Annotated in this window: 16 protein-coding genes; all 16 read right to left on the bottom strand. The window is 49.0% G+C overall.

Annotation, left to right across the window (positions count from 1 at the left end):
* Positions 1-83 precede the first annotated feature (83 nt).
* The 16 genes from KO512_RS13150 to prpF all read right to left on the bottom strand — a co-directional run bounded on the left by KO512_RS13150 (position 84) and on the right by prpF (position 14,011).
* The gene (locus KO512_RS13150) at positions 84-599 is read right to left on the bottom strand and encodes a hypothetical protein (protein ID WP_215952818.1); all 516 of its coding nucleotides are present in this window, start codon (positions 597-599) and stop codon (positions 84-86) included.
* A gap of 267 nt (positions 600-866) precedes the next feature.
* Positions 867-2,339: a sigma-54-dependent transcriptional regulator gene (locus KO512_RS13145; RefSeq protein WP_215952817.1), complete on the bottom strand. Its 1,473-nt coding sequence runs from the start codon at positions 2,337-2,339 to the stop codon at positions 867-869.
* A 2-nt stretch (positions 2,340-2,341) separates the two neighbouring features.
* Positions 2,342-3,286, bottom strand: coding sequence for a hydrogenase nickel incorporation protein HypB (hypB, locus tag KO512_RS13140; RefSeq protein WP_215952816.1), 945 nt, complete (start codon positions 3,284-3,286; stop codon positions 2,342-2,344).
* 2 nt (positions 3,287-3,288) lie between these two features.
* Entirely contained in the window at positions 3,289-3,630 is a 342-nt protein-coding gene (gene hypA, locus KO512_RS13135) for a hydrogenase maturation nickel metallochaperone HypA (RefSeq protein WP_215952815.1), read from the bottom strand.
* Positions 3,631-4,815: a nickel-dependent hydrogenase large subunit gene (locus tag KO512_RS13130; RefSeq protein ID WP_215952814.1), complete on the bottom strand. Its 1,185-nt coding sequence runs from the start codon at positions 4,813-4,815 to the stop codon at positions 3,631-3,633. It lies immediately after the preceding gene.
* Positions 4,808-5,404, bottom strand: coding sequence for a [NiFe]-hydrogenase assembly chaperone HybE (hybE, locus tag KO512_RS13125; RefSeq protein ID WP_215952813.1), 597 nt, complete (start codon positions 5,402-5,404; stop codon positions 4,808-4,810). Before hybE ends, KO512_RS13130 begins: the two co-directional genes overlap by 8 nt.
* A complete protein-coding gene (locus KO512_RS13120) occupies positions 5,404-5,637 on the bottom strand; it encodes a rubredoxin (protein WP_215952812.1) in 234 nt (77 codons plus the stop codon). The genes hybE and KO512_RS13120 overlap by 1 nt, the downstream gene beginning before the upstream one ends.
* Positions 5,637-6,512: a hydrogenase expression/formation protein gene (locus KO512_RS13115; RefSeq protein ID WP_215952811.1), complete on the bottom strand. Its 876-nt coding sequence runs from the start codon at positions 6,510-6,512 to the stop codon at positions 5,637-5,639. The genes KO512_RS13120 and KO512_RS13115 overlap by 1 nt, the downstream gene beginning before the upstream one ends.
* Positions 6,513-6,583: 71 nt before the next feature.
* On the bottom strand, positions 6,584-7,012 hold the full coding sequence (locus KO512_RS13110; RefSeq protein ID WP_215952810.1) for a hypothetical protein: 429 nt from the start codon (positions 7,010-7,012) through the stop codon (positions 6,584-6,586).
* Positions 7,013-7,016: 4 nt separating this feature from the next.
* A complete protein-coding gene (locus KO512_RS13105; RefSeq protein WP_215952809.1) occupies positions 7,017-7,340 on the bottom strand; it encodes a HypC/HybG/HupF family hydrogenase formation chaperone in 324 nt (107 codons plus the stop codon).
* Positions 7,340-8,035 carry a HyaD/HybD family hydrogenase maturation endopeptidase gene (locus tag KO512_RS13100; protein ID WP_215952808.1) on the bottom strand — a complete coding sequence of 232 codons (696 nt, stop codon included), beginning with the start codon at positions 8,033-8,035 and terminating at the stop codon, positions 7,340-7,342. Before KO512_RS13100 ends, KO512_RS13105 begins: the two co-directional genes overlap by 1 nt.
* A gap of 181 nt (positions 8,036-8,216) precedes the next feature.
* Positions 8,217-8,489 (bottom strand): HigA family addiction module antitoxin, encoded by a 273-nt coding sequence (locus KO512_RS13095; protein ID WP_215952807.1) that lies wholly within the window; start codon positions 8,487-8,489, stop codon positions 8,217-8,219.
* 111 nt (positions 8,490-8,600) lie between these two features.
* Positions 8,601-9,293, bottom strand: coding sequence for a Ni/Fe-hydrogenase, b-type cytochrome subunit (gene cybH, locus KO512_RS13090; RefSeq protein ID WP_215952806.1), 693 nt, complete (start codon positions 9,291-9,293; stop codon positions 8,601-8,603).
* A 49-nt stretch (positions 9,294-9,342) separates the two neighbouring features.
* On the bottom strand, positions 9,343-11,139 hold the full coding sequence (locus KO512_RS13085; protein WP_252735009.1) for a nickel-dependent hydrogenase large subunit: 1,797 nt from the start codon (positions 11,137-11,139) through the stop codon (positions 9,343-9,345).
* A gap of 11 nt (positions 11,140-11,150) precedes the next feature.
* Complete coding sequence (locus KO512_RS13080; RefSeq protein WP_215952804.1) at positions 11,151-12,230, bottom strand: hydrogenase small subunit; 1,080 nt, start codon at positions 12,228-12,230, stop codon at positions 11,151-11,153.
* A 599-nt stretch (positions 12,231-12,829) separates the two neighbouring features.
* Complete coding sequence (gene prpF, locus KO512_RS13075; RefSeq protein WP_215952803.1) at positions 12,830-14,011, bottom strand: 2-methylaconitate cis-trans isomerase PrpF; 1,182 nt, start codon at positions 14,009-14,011, stop codon at positions 12,830-12,832.
* Positions 14,012-14,145 lie beyond the last annotated feature (134 nt).

Genomic DNA, 14,145 nt, shown 5'->3' with positions numbered 1-14,145 from the left:
TATTGCTCTTCCGCTCAGACGTCTATTACCTCTTTATAAATAATCCGCATTGACGAAAGCCCATAGGGTTAAACCCAGGAAATCTATTCTAAGCTGCGAATATAGTTGATATAGGTTGTCGCATCATTAATGTCGAAACTAAATGAAAACACTATCGCTGCCGTTATCAGGCCAGACCAGATACGAAAACTCAAAGGTTCTGCTGGTTTGAAAAAGGGCCGTTGACGCAACAAAATCACTAACGCCGGCGTCCAGCAAACAAGATGCATAATTGCGATACTACCACCTAAGAAAGGCAAACCCATTTGAGCGAATATTATATGGCCGCTCAGCATTGATACTATAAATCCACCGGTAGCCCATCGCGCAACAGGATGTTTCCAAGCAAAATAAGTTCCTATGGCAAACAGCCCTATTAAACAGAACAGCCAAACTTTCACCCACAGCGGTGTGAATGCCATTGCCTCAGCACCGAAGACTTCCAGCGCACCATGACCCGGAGCATAATGCCCCTCGGCACCAACCGCGAACGTTGATAAAGTCAAAATAACAGCGGCTACTACACTCCTGAAAGCCATAGTCGACCCGATAAAATTCATATTTCATTCCTAGCTTTAGCTGTTTTTAACCTATTGAAAGACACACATGACTTCGTTAAGAGGCAATGCATGCTATCGCAATTAACCAACGTTAAATACTAGCGACTGATTTTATCAATGCAAAAGCATGAGGTAAGCATGAGGTAAGAAAGAGGAATCACAGCAGCAGGCTCGCTCCATCAACGGGAAGCGTCCTGCTTATTTAGATAAATTAATGTTCAAGCGGACTCACCGCTATTGATGATACCGCTATTGATGATACCGGTATTAATGTTTATCGGTGTTTTGTACAACGGTTGCTCGCTCGAGTTGGTAACGTTCTAACTTTGAACGCAAACCCACCCGAGAGAGACCTAATTCACGAGATGCTTGGCTTTTGTTCCAACGATGACGGATCAATGTTTCCCTCAAGATACGTTTTTCCAAGGTTTCTATCCGATCCTTTAAGCTACCATCCAAGCGGGCTAACAGCTCCATTTCACCATTTTCATCCTGAGGCGCTGCGCGCAATACTCGGGGAGACAACAGATCGGCACCTAGATAGTCATCATCGGCCAGCACCAACATACGCCGTACCTCATTTTGTAACTCACGTACATTACCCGGCCAGCAGTAGGATTCCATGCAAGCCAGCGCTTCATCGGTAAAACCTTTGACCGGCTTATCAAACTCGACCATCGACTTATCTAAAAAACCCTGAGCCAGTAACGGAATATCGACTTTACGCTGTGCCAACTCAGGCAGAGTCAAGGTAACCTCAGCTAAACGGAAATACAGATCCTGTCTAAAACGGCCTTCCCGCACCTCCTCTTCTAAATCCCGGTTAGTCGAGGCAATTACCCGAACATCCACTTTGCGGCGCTGAAAATCGCCCAACGGCCGAACCTCGCGTTCTTGCAAAACCCGCAATAACTTAATCTGAAAAGCGGGGGTAATTTCACCGATCTCATCAAGAAAAATCGTACCGCCGTCCGCCTGTTCAAACATGCCCATATGATCGGAGATCGCTCCCGTAAAAGAGCCTTTTTTATGGCCAAACAACTCTGATGCCAGTAATTCATCGTGCATTGCGCCACAGTTTTCCACCACAAAGGGCTTGTCCGCACGCAGACTGTTATAGTGTAGCGCCCGAGCAAATAACTCTTTACCCGTACCGGACGGACCCGTAATTAAGACAGAAACATCAAAAGGAGAGAAGCGTGCCGCCTGCCGACACTGTTCATTTAGCGGACTATGTTCACTGCGGCGAATTTCATCCATCTTAAAGCCAGATTTCAGCAACTCTTTCTTATCGTTAATATTGCTCTCAACCTGCTTAGCCGTCAGCCGCATCTCCATCGTCAGCAGCTCATTTTCATTCTGCAACTGACATAATGCGCAAGCGTTTCGGACCACCATCAACAGGCTATCAGGATGCCAGGGCTTAGTAATATATTGATAAATTCCCGCATCATTAAGGCCACGAATAATATCTTCAGAATCGGTATAACCGGACAGTATCAGGCGCGCGGGTTCGGGCCAACGTTGTCTAACATCGGTTAGGAATTCAACCCCCGTGATTTCAGGCATACGCTGATCACAGAGAATCGCCTCAACCTTTTTTGTTTCAAGAATCTTCATTGCCGCCGCCGCACTATTGGCGGTGAGCACATCAAACTCTTCATCGAGAGTGCGCTCTAAGGTTTCCAGCGAACGAACTTCATCATCAACACACAAGACGGTCGGGCGTTTAGGCTGCATCGCTATACCATCCCCTGAAGAAGAGACACCTGATTATTTAACTGCTCGATGCGTTGATGAATTCTAGCCACCCGATGTTGCTCGATCCAGTTAAGCCATTCACTCATCCCTTCGCCTGAACGCGCTGAAATCTGAATCACTTCAATATCAGGATTCACCTGCTTAGCCGCCGCAATACATTGTTCAACATCGAAATCCAAATAAGGCAGTAAATCAACCTTATTCAGCAACATCAGGTCGGCTGCATAAAACATATCTGGGTATTTAAGGGGCTTATCTTCACCCTCGGTAACCGACAGAATAGCCACTTTATGGGCTTCACCTAGATCAAAGGCCGCTGGACAAACAAGGTTGCCAACATTTTCAATAAAGAGCACACCACCAGACAGATCATCAAAACGTTCCATCGCATGCCCAACCATATGAGCATCCAGATGACACCCCTTACCGGTATTCACCTGTACCGCCTGAACCCCAGTAGCACGGATCCGGTCAGCATCATTCGCGGTTTGCTGATCACCCTCTATCACCGCCACAGGACAACGCTGCAATTGCTCGATACTGGCGGTTAATAATGTGGTTTTACCCGAGCCAGGACTGGAGACTAGATTAAGCGCAAACAGGTTCATCGCCTCAAATCGCTGTCGATTCTGACCCGCATAGCGATCATTTTTACCGAGAATATCCTGTTCGATCTGTACCATCCGTCCTTGGCTTAAACCTGGCGCATGGGCATGTGCGGGGCCCTGACCGAAATGTAGATTATCGCCTTCGCTCACCATTACACTGGCGTTATCGGCATCGCCAGAAGGCGGCGCTAGACTGTGCCCAGAGTCGTCTGCGGGGTGATGGTGATCCCCGTGTTGATGGCTATGTGAATGTCCATGATGATGGTGATGTCCTTCGATCGACACCTCGCCTTCACTGCAACCGCAAACTGTACACATGCTTATTCCACCTCTAACTCTTTTATTCTTAGTTCGTCACCCTGAGTCACCTGCAACTGAAAGCTGCCACAGGCACTGCAGGCATCGTAACGCTTTGTAATCGTGACAGTCTTGGCACACTGCAAACACCAAGCCTGTCCCGGTAACTCAATAATTTCCAGCCTAGCCCCGTGTGCCAAGCTATTCAGAGTGACCGCTTCAAAACAAAACCGGAGAGCATCGACCTCAACCATGGCCAATGGCCCTATCTCTAACCAAACCGTTTTAACCCGTTGATAGTGCTGACTGGCCGCCTGCTCTTCCAACACCTGAATAATTCCTTCACAGATCGACATTTCATGCATTTAGATAGCATCCCCTGATTTCAATCTGAGATCAAATTCAACACAGGGGTCGGCCAATAGCAGCATCGTTCGACTTAATGACAATGCCTCTGATGCCGTTGCCGTTGCAACTCCCTGCAGCTTAATCGCCAGTAGGCCCTGAGGGTGATGGTTCCACTCGGTAGGTGCTACAATGTCATAACCGGTGATTACATCCTCAACCAATGTCACTCGATGTAACAGCTGCCCTCTAGCCGTTTGCACAACCCCCAAACCATTGACCTCTGGCTCAACTCCCTGACTTTCAACCGGCTTAACGCCTGCGCTATCCAGCACACGGATCATCTCAGGAATATCACTCAGGTGAGCTAAAACAGCCGCATAACGACAGCTGAGTTCATGCCAGCCCTGCTGCCTCATCCCTCGAAGTTCGGCCCGATACGTGCTATAGCTGCCTGTTTCACAACAGCGCCCTTGCCATCTTGGCGTCGCACAAAACAGTTGTTTCTGCCTTTCAGCTGAACTCTCTACCAAAATTTGCCGCGATTTAGGCTGATGCCAATTCGGCAGACTCGGAAGATCTGACCCTAAATGGATATGCGCAAAGCGCTCCTGTAGCTCGTTTAACGGCCTCAACAACGGCGCGTCAAATAGTGATGCCGATGTTACGCGGTCTAACCATTCTGGCAACTGTTCAGGGGCCACACCCAACAGCGGTACTAGCCACTGGGTTAACTGATCCGCTAACGCTATCTGTTCACGTTTTAAGGCGCGATTATCTAATGATAGCGGCACGGGTTCAACCGGCTCTAGTAGATGCCCCCACCGTTGCCGCATGGCAACCACGAGACTCTGTAACGACTGCAATATTTTAAGCTGACTCGGCGTCGCGGGCAGCCAGTGCTGCACGAGACGAAACAGTAACTCCCGATAATTTTCCAGTTGCAGCAATAGTTGACGACCCAACGCAACTTCCTCAGTGACACAAACTCCCCGACAACGCTCTACTGCACGGGCAAAACCCAAGCGCTGGCCAACGGTACACGCCGAAAACAGTAAAGGGATCATCCGAGAGACCTGAGTCGTTCTACGCCCCTCAAATAACCGCCCCATCTGCTTAGGCCGGCTAGAGCTTAGCCTCAAACCGACGATATAGCCTGCCTGCCAATCCAGCTCGGCTGATATTTTTCCTGCAAGCTCAGCCATGATCAACGCTACCTTTCCCGCTAATCTGTCCCTGCAAAAACTGCCGGCGACTCAAACGAACAGCCCTTTCTTTATCTATCGATTGATCGGAACTCGCACTCATCTCGGTATCAACCTCGCTCGCACTCGCCTTGTCAGTGCTCGCTTCAGCATTGGCTAAACGCTGTTTTAACTGTTCTCGTTGCCGATCAGTTGGGGCAAAATTTTCTGTTTCGAACAGAGCTTTAATCACTTCATTGGCCGTAGCGACGGCCGCTTCTTGATCAACAAAATCAAACATCGGTGAAAACAGGGCACACATCCCGTAGCCCCCTAAGATTTCATCCCAACCCAGAATGAATTCATAGGAGCCCGAGGGAAGCGTTCGCATGAGCTTTCGACCCACATCACTTTCTGTCCATTCGGTTGACTCATCAGGCAACAGCATCAGACTCATAAACCAAGGGGTTATCAACACCCCCAACAGCTCCTCTGCGAACGGCTGAAACCCTAGTGCTTTAACCTGTAATTTGTGATTAAGCACCGCCACACCTTCCATTTTGGTATGCAAAATATCGTTGTAACGGGATTCAATCAGATCAATATCCATCACGCGTTATCGAGCACCATAAACTGATCTTTATCGCCATCACACTCTGGGCAGCGCCAATGCTCTGGTAACTGACTAAAGGGGGTGCCAACGGCTATCTGCCAAACATCATCTCCCTGTGCTGGATCGTATACATACCAACAAATTTTACACTCTAGACGTGTGCTATCCCTGAGCTGATCATTCTGCCCGAGATAGCTCCCTTCAAATCGTTGACCTTGATCTTGGCTCATCAGACAAGTACCTCCCTGATTTCACGTAGTCTTACTGCACTGTCTTGCAGATCTTCAGGGGCGGCACACACCACCGCGGGCATATCGACTACCTCAATGGTGTCTAAAATCAGATGGTCGGTTGAATTAAAATACTGCACCCGCCAGATATGCTTAATACCGGTACTGCTGATCCGACAATTACCATAACCACGGGATAACACCACCAGTGAGCCCTGCCCTAAATATTGTTCGAGTAGCTGATGATCTGCAGGAGAAAAGGGTAACAACGAAAGGTTCACCACATGAGGTTCATCACCGACTTGATACTGATCACTCTTATGCTGCAACTCAATTAACACCGGTGGCGCATTAAGAATGCCCGCGGGCCAGGCAGCCTCTTCAACCGCCAGCGACTGGGCCTGAGCAAAAGCATAATCACGGGCTACGGTAGGCACATCGGCGATCTCCAATGTTTCCCGCACCTGCTGTGCGTCCGCATCCATATAACGTAACCGCCACACACCTGCCAATACGGTCTCTTGTGCATTTACCTCGGCGCTGCTCTGGTCCTGAGTTTTACAAATAAGACTGACCTCACCCTCACCGAGAATCTGATTGATCAATTCCAAGCCGGTTGCCGATAACATTTTCAAATCCAGACTGATAACCGATTTTTCAACCTTATAGCCATCCAACTGTTGTTGCAGTTTATCCAGTAAAGCCAGCGCTTCCGGACAGTTTTCCAACTGTTCAGTTTCCGGCAATATGGGCAGATCATAGGTATACATCTCTTTTGGCATCGGCATATAATCCAGCACCGCATCGTCATCGCTACTGGGCTGGCTACCGGGGCCAACCGGCATATTAATCAGTGGAATATCACCCTGGTTCATATTCTCTGTCCTGTCGTTTGAGTCACGCGTTTTGAGTCACATAGTGGTTCAAGGCTTTTGTATCAAGCGGGTCAGCCGCAAGACGTATTCTGTTGTGGGTTAACCACCACAGGAATACCAATACCGGGGTTGCGGGTCGGTTCACGCTGAAGCAACGATTCGATATCCCGTAGATACAGATCCCAATCCTGTACTTTGCTGATAGCACCTAGATAACGCCCCTGCTTTAACAACACTAAGGTTGGCCAAACAGTAAAGTTATAACGCCCTTGCAAACCTCTTTCCGCATCGCGACTAATCACCGCGGGCGTCAACTGGGGAAAGCTTTTTAATAGCTCCGGCAGAATCACAGCAACATCCAAGGATTCAGGAAAACGAGCGGGATCTTCCGTAAAGAAAAGCACCGAAAAAGGCTGCTGTTCAATAAACCCATCGAAGCTCGATTGATCCAGTAACGGATAGCCTAACTCGCTGGTTAAGCGTTCAATCAATTCAGACATAGCTTTATGACTCCTCTAATTTGTCCGTGTACGTGCGCAAGTGTGGTGGTAATTGAGGTTTCCTGTCGACGAGATCAGCAAACAGCGAATCTAAATCAACGCTTTCACCTCGCATAACACTGCGAAGAGCGTTCACCGCATCAACGGTTTCTTTTGCCTGCTCTGCCGTCAGCTGTTCTCTAGCCGAGCCTAGGAATACCAATACCCAACTCCCCACGGGCAGTTCACCAACCAAGCTCAGATCAACGGTTTGTTGTTCTCCGTCCGCTTCACATCGCGCCAATAATCCGTTGCAGCTGACCACCTGCATGGGGATACCAATACACATCAGTTGTTACGCTCATCGGTGGTATCATTCAGAAACCGTTCATCACCGAGACGACAGGCATCAACTTCAGATGGACGCCCTGCTTCATAACGATGTTGCTGCAGCTCGGTTGGAGCAAGTTGCTCCTGAGGAGGTAAGGGCTGATCTCGGAGCTGAGGATGGATGCCAAAGGTGTGTAGATATTCAAGCGCCACGCTAATAGCGGGTGCGACCTGCGCCTGAACGGCTGGTCGTAAGCTGCCGCCAAAATCTTCAAGCTCTACCGGTTGCACCCCGATCAAGATCAGGTGCTGCGGATAGTGACCGGTAAACTCCGCCATCGCGAGTACTTCTTGAAAACCGGTCTGATGGAGACTCATCTTTTTCACCCCCATGTATTTAGGCACATCATCACCCTGAATCACCTTCATGGTGCCCGGCGCTAAGCCGTAATCTATTGCATCAAACACCACCAGCAGATCACAACGCTGGACATGCTGCACTAGGTAGATACCTTGAGTGCCGCCGTCCATCACTTCAACATTGTCAGGAAACTGATAACGAGCGTGTAGGCTTTCCACTGCCCTTATGCCAAAGCCTTCATCGGCCCAAAGTAGGTTACCAATACCCAGAATGATCGCCCGCAAAGGTTGCGTCTGATCCGCTGAATTGACTGCCCCACTGTTTGCTCTAAGTTCTGATTGAGATCCCGCCATGCGACCTATCACCTCTTAACCGGTTATGTTCTCGCTTATAATCATGTTTACAAGCTTTGTGCCAACTCAGCAGATTTCGACGATAGGCCATATAGAGGGTGTTACAGAGGGGGTTACAGCTTGCAGGGTTTAATAAAGTGGAAAGTTAGTTACCAGTTTCACATCCAGATGATCAGATCAATTAGGTTGATTCCCGCCCCACCTGATATAGCTCCCATAATTGCTGCTTTTCTAACCAAAACATCGGAGAGGTATGAAAAAATTGCGCTAACCGTAACGCGGTATCCGCCGTAATTGCCCGCTGACCGTTTACAATTTCATTTACTCGGCGCCGCGAGATGCCTAACTCTTTAGCGAGTTTTGACTGACTTATATTCAGCGGAGTGAGATAACAGCGATCCAAAAAGCCACCGGGGTGTTCGGGTCGACGTCCGTAAAACCGTAAGCGTTGCATCTATACCTACCTTCAATCAAAAAAATGCCGAAGCATGGCTCCGGCAGATTCACTGATCCGTTTACTTTCTTTGCAAGTGATCCTTGCTAAGCAATCCACCCAACGCAATGATCAATCGGGACGATCATCTTTAAACATGCGCCAGCCGCCAATCATGGTCGAAATCAGACTCTGTCGCGACATAATATCTTCTCGAATCGCAACATAGACATGCATCATGATAAAGATGACGAGATACCACATGCCGAGATGATGCCAAGTATGCGCATCCTGACTCTGGCCCATCAAAGGAATCACCCAGCCAAACAGTGTATCGGCCCAACTACCCCGCCCTAACCCTTCAGCGTAGAGTGCAAAGCCAGTAATGATCATAAAGGTGATACCGATAACAAAAAAGCAGAACATCGACAGCTGCCCCAAAGGATTATGTCCAATATATTTCTTCGGTGTTTTCTCTAAAAACAGATACCAACGCACTTCATACAGCACCTCTAGCCACCATTTCTTATTAAAAAAAGGCACTAGAAACAGCTCACGGGAATGACTGTTGCCAACAAAAGCCCAGTAGATGCGGCCCAAAAACCCTACCGCAACGACATAACCGGCGGCAAAATGCGCAAAGCGAATATACCCCATCAGAAAGTGATCACTGGCCTCGCCCGGCATGGTAGGCAGTGGCGATCCGATGAAATAACCGGTAATACACAATACGATAATCGACAGCACTGTAATCCAATGCCATAACCGCAACGGCGCCTCATACACATACACTGCCGTCTGCGTTCTCTGTTTGATTGTTTCCATAGCATACCTCCAACATGGATGCTGCTAGGCAACATCCATGGAGCTCGTCTTAACGGATTTTGACCTTAGTCAACTCTTGGCCATCTTCAGACATCACATGAGTCGAACAGGCCAAACAGGGATCGAAACTGTGCAGCGTCCGCAAAATTTCGACCGGTTCATCCGGACGCTCCATCGGCGTATTCATCAAGGCGGCTTCAAATGCCCCGATGTTACCCTCACCATCCCGCGGTGAACCATTCCAAGTGGTTGGCACAATCGCCTGATAGTTTTCGATCTTGCCATCTTTAATCTTAATCCAGTGACCTAACGCACCCCGTGGCGCTTCGTTAGTCCCCACCCCGATCGCCTCTTTTGGCCAGCTCGCCGGATCCCATTTTTCAACATTGGCCGTCGAGCTATCACCATTCTTGATATTGCCAACTAACTGATGCCAGTCATCGATCATCGTATCAACACACAGCTTGCACTCCATAGCTCGTGCCAGCGTTCGGCCAAGTGTCGATGGTAAAAATTGTTTTACCGTCAATGCCAAACCGGTATTCTGATTAAAGGTTCCGAGCGCTCGATCCACTTGGTCCTGCACATAGTCATTACCCGATGCATAAGCAATGATGTAGCGCGCCAACGGCCCAACTTCCATCGCATGGCCTCGCCAACGCGGCGCTTTAATCCAAGAGTATTTAGCCCCTTCATCGATCTCTTTAATATTGGTGCGGCTGCCCACAGTGTTTGGCCCCAACTCAAACTTAGGCTCAGTTTCACCATCCCAAGGGTGTAAACCTTTTTTATCGCCCTCGTAGGTATACCAAGAGTGATCAACGAACTCTTTAATCTGCTCAGGATCGCGCACATCGACTTCATGTACTTCGTCCCAGTTACCATTAATAATCGCACCGCCGGGAAGCAAGTTACTTGTGGGGTCATACGGCACTTTCTGATAGGTTCCGTAAGCCAGTACATTTTTAGACGCCAGCCCGCCACCATACAACCAATCTTTATAGAGACCCGCAATGGCCAACACATCTGGCAGATAGACATTATCGGTGAACGCCTGTGCCTCTTTGATACGCTGCAACACAAAGTTCAGTGAGGTCATATTCACCGGCGCACCGGATGCGCCAACCCCATCGATATTAATGGCGCAGGCAACCCCACCCACCATAAAGTTAGGGTGTGGATTTTTACCACCAAAGATCGTATGAATTTTGACAATCTCTTTTTGCATATCCAAGGCTTCAAGATAGTGAGCCACAGCCATCAAATCAGCTTCCGCTGGCAGCTTATAAGCGGGATTATCCCAATACCCATTAGCAAATAGACCTAACTGCCCCGTCTCGACAAATTTCTTCAGCCGTGTCTGCACATCTTTAAAATAACCGGGGCTGGATTTTGGATGATGTGGCGAAACCATTTTTTGCAGCTCAGAGGTACCCACAGGATCTGCCTTAAGTGCATTCACGGGGTTAATCCAATCGAGCGCATGCAGGTGATAAAAATGCACAATATGATCATGGGCCTGCAGGGTTTTATCCATCAGGTGACGAATCAGGTGAGCATTCAGTGGAATCTGAATACCCAAGGCATCTTCAACCGCCCGCACCGATGTCAGCGCATGGGTGCCCGTACAAACCCCACAGATTCGTTCAACAAAGGCCCAAGCATCACGGGGATCACGGCCCTTAAGAATCACTTCTAAGCCACGCCACATAGTCCCAGTGGAGACCGCATTACGAATAATATTATTGTCATCAACGTTAACCTCGCAACGCATATGCCCTTCAATTCGCGTGACGGGGTCGACCACAATACGACGACCGGAATTATCAAGGTCTTTGGTATTCATCGGCGTATTCATTATTCTTGATCTCCCTTATGCTGCGCCCGTTTAATAGCACTCACCGCTGCATGTGCTGCAACCGCCGCGCCCACACCGCCGGCGACTGTCATACCGATCTCATCGGCATTTTTCTCAATACCAAACTGGGGAATATTGGTCAGGCGGTCATAGAATGAGCCTTTATCCCAGAAACCATCTTCAGAACAACCGATACAACCATGACCAGCCTGAATCGGGAAGGAGGTGCCTTCGTTCCAGCGCACCGTTGAGCAAGCGTTGTAGGTGGTTGGCCCTTTACAGCCGACCTTATAAAGGCAATAGCCTTTGCGAGCACTCTCATCGTCCCAATGCTCAACAAACTGGCCAGCATCAAAGTGCGGACGCCGATAGCATTTATCGTGAATCCGCTGACTATAAAACATCTTAGGACGACCCTGACGATCGAGTTCTGGCAAACGACCAAAGGTCAGCATATAGGTGATAACCCCAGTCATCACCTCGGCTATTGGCGGACAGCCCGGCACTTTGATAATCGGTTTATCGGTAATCACTTTATGAATAGGAACAGCCTGCGTTGGATTTGGCCGAGCAGCCTGCACACAACCCCAAGAAGCACAGGAACCCCAAGCAATCACGGCGGCGGCATCTTTAGCCGCATGTTTGAGCTGATCGAGGAATGGCTTACCACCGATAATGCAGAACATACCGTCTTCATTTAGCGGTGGATTACCTTCAACAGCGAGAATATATTTGCCCTTATACTTTTGAATCGTCTCTTCCAACGCCGCTTCGGCTTGATGCCCAGCCGCGGCCATCAGTGTGTCATCGTAATCGAGAGAGATCATCGACAGCACCACATCTTTTACCAGAGGGTGTGCAGAACGGATAAAGGACTCAGAACAGCAGGTACACTCCAAACCATGTACCCAGATAACCGGGGTTCGCTCTTTCGTTTCCATCGCATGAGCAATACGAGGCGCAAACGCAGGCCCCAACCCTAATGCAGCAGCCGTGAGACTACAGTACTTCAGAAAACTACGACGCGTGATCCCTTGGCGTCGCATTACTTCATAGAAGGTTTCTATTGATTGAGGCATTTCGGTTATCTCCGTCAGCAGGCTCGCCTTTTGGAAGGTCCAAAGAGTCCAATGCGCGATCTACTCATCCCCTGCCCAGAGGAAATGCTAAAGCGTAAGGAACTGTTCGTACCGTCTCTCGTTATTATTAATCCTCTTGTTTCAGCAAATTACGTTCCAACTCATCTAAACCGCCACGCGATGGGCGCTGCAGATCATCGTAAAGGCATTAACGGGCAACGATCTATCCAGCACTTATCCAAACCGGTTAATCACTTGCCACCCCTACTGTTACAGATATATTGATCATTAAAGGTCACCAACGACAGCCCTTAGGAAAATACAGACTAAAGCACGGCTGTAGACCGCACTTGCAAAGGCTGCCCGACAGAAAGTAATAAGATAAGAGGGGAAATAAATCAGGTAAAAAGGGAGGAAGAGTAAAACAGATGAGGGCGATAAAACCAAAAAAAGGCTCTACACAATAATGTAGAGCCTAAGCGTGAAGTGAAACGCACGATCCTTGATAGGGAGGCCCGAACGTCTGACTGCCACTTCGACATCGCAGTAACCCCTGCAGCATTTATCGCTACCGGCGCTACTCATAATCTATCAGACAGTTAGAAGCTATCACCTGGAATGCGCACAAAACCTTCCATCAAGACGCGAGCACTGCGGCTCATTACTGCTTTTTTCGCGGTCCAGTCGCCATTGGCTTTCTGCTCTGCCGCCGCACCTACTCGCAACGTACCAGAAGGGTGTCCAAAAGTGACGGCTTCGCGTTCACCACCACCGGCCGCAAGATTCACTAAGGTACCCGGAACAGCGGCTGCAGTAGCGATCGCTACCGATGCTGTGCCCATCATGGCGTGATGCAGTTTACCCATCGACAAAGCACGCACACAGACATCAATATCAGACGCTGAAATCTGTTTACCGCTGGAGGCCGTGTAATCGGTCGCAGGCGCTACAAAGGCAACCTTAGGCGTATGCTGGCGGGCAACCGCTTCGCTAATATCACTGATCAGCCCCATTTTGACCGCACCATAGGCACGGATAGTTTCAAAACGCGCTAACGCCGCGGCATCTGAGTTAAGATCTTTTTGCAGCTCTGTACCGGTATAATCAATATCCGCCGCATTCAGGAAGATCGTTGGGATACCCGCATTAATCATGGTTGCCTTAAAAGAGCCAATGCCCGGCACTTCAAGATCATCCACCAAATTACCGGTTGGGAACATAGAGCCTTCACCATCGGCGGGGTCCATAAATTCGATCACCACTTCTGCCGCAGGAAAAGTCACACCATCGAGTTCAAAATCGCCGGTTTCCTGTACTTCACCGTTGGTGATCGGTACATGGGCAATAATGGTTTTTTTAATATTTTTCTGCCAGATACGCACGACGCAGATACCGTTGTCCGGGATACGCGCAGCATCGACTAGGCCATTGCTAATCGCAAACGCACCCACTGCGGCGGTAAGGTTGCCGCAGTTGCCCGACCAATCAACAAAGGCTTTATTAATCGCGACCTGACCAAACAGATAATCAACATCATGATCTGGCTGTTCACTCTTATCCAAAATCACGGTTTTGCTGGTACTCGAGGTTGCGCCCCCCATCCCATCGATCTGCTGGCCATAAGGATCAGGACTACCAATCACCCGTAACAGAATCTTATCCCGCGCTTCACCCGGCACCTGAGCCGCTTCAGGTAAGTCCTGACGACGGAAAAAAACACCTTTACTGGTACCGCCACGGATATAGGTGGCGGGAATTTTAATCTGGGGAGCAAATGTCATAGCTATATTCCTGTGTCTCTAAACATCACGCATTGATGATGCTCTTATTCAGAAAGTACTTAATGAGATTGTCGCCTACATATAACGTGGCAATAAACTGATTAAAAACTCTGCTATTTAAAAATAGGGCCTGA

This window comes from Amphritea atlantica (genome assembly GCF_018860855.1).
In the GTDB taxonomy this organism is placed as follows: Bacteria; Pseudomonadota; Gammaproteobacteria; order Pseudomonadales; family Balneatricaceae; genus Amphritea; species Amphritea atlantica_A.
Note: the sequence above shows the minus strand (reverse complement) of the source record. Positions and strands in the feature narration are given on the sequence as shown.

Bases quoted from the DNA above. Each gene is read 5' to 3' on its own strand.
- KO512_RS13150 (WP_215952818.1), bottom strand. From the start codon at position 599: ATGAATTTTATCGGGTCGACTATGGCTTTCAGGAGTGTAGTAGCCGCT.
- KO512_RS13145 (WP_215952817.1), bottom strand. From the start codon at position 2,339: ATGCAGCCTAAACGCCCGACCGTCTTGTGTGTTGATGATGAAGTTCGT.
- hypB (WP_215952816.1), bottom strand. From the start codon at position 3,286: ATGTGTACAGTTTGCGGTTGCAGTGAAGGCGAGGTGTCGATCGAAGGA.
- hypA (WP_215952815.1), bottom strand. From the start codon at position 3,630: ATGCATGAAATGTCGATCTGTGAAGGAATTATTCAGGTGTTGGAAGAG.
- KO512_RS13130 (WP_215952814.1), bottom strand. From the start codon at position 4,815: ATGGCTGAGCTTGCAGGAAAAATATCAGCCGAGCTGGATTGGCAGGCA.
- hybE (WP_215952813.1), bottom strand. From the start codon at position 5,404: ATGGATATTGATCTGATTGAATCCCGTTACAACGATATTTTGCATACC.
- KO512_RS13120 (WP_215952812.1), bottom strand. From the start codon at position 5,637: ATGAGCCAAGATCAAGGTCAACGATTTGAAGGGAGCTATCTCGGGCAG.
- KO512_RS13115 (WP_215952811.1), bottom strand. From the start codon at position 6,512: ATGAACCAGGGTGATATTCCACTGATTAATATGCCGGTTGGCCCCGGT.
- KO512_RS13110 (WP_215952810.1), bottom strand. From the start codon at position 7,012: ATGTCTGAATTGATTGAACGCTTAACCAGCGAGTTAGGCTATCCGTTA.
- KO512_RS13105 (WP_215952809.1), bottom strand. From the start codon at position 7,340: ATGTGTATTGGTATCCCCATGCAGGTGGTCAGCTGCAACGGATTATTG.
- KO512_RS13100 (WP_215952808.1), bottom strand. From the start codon at position 8,035: ATGGCGGGATCTCAATCAGAACTTAGAGCAAACAGTGGGGCAGTCAAT.
- KO512_RS13095 (WP_215952807.1), bottom strand. From the start codon at position 8,489: ATGCAACGCTTACGGTTTTACGGACGTCGACCCGAACACCCCGGTGGC.
- cybH (WP_215952806.1), bottom strand. From the start codon at position 9,293: ATGGAAACAATCAAACAGAGAACGCAGACGGCAGTGTATGTGTATGAG.
- KO512_RS13085 (WP_252735009.1), bottom strand. From the start codon at position 11,139: ATGAATACCAAAGACCTTGATAATTCCGGTCGTCGTATTGTGGTCGAC.
- KO512_RS13080 (WP_215952804.1), bottom strand. From the start codon at position 12,230: ATGCCTCAATCAATAGAAACCTTCTATGAAGTAATGCGACGCCAAGGG.
- prpF (WP_215952803.1), bottom strand. From the start codon at position 14,011: ATGACATTTGCTCCCCAGATTAAAATTCCCGCCACCTATATCCGTGGC.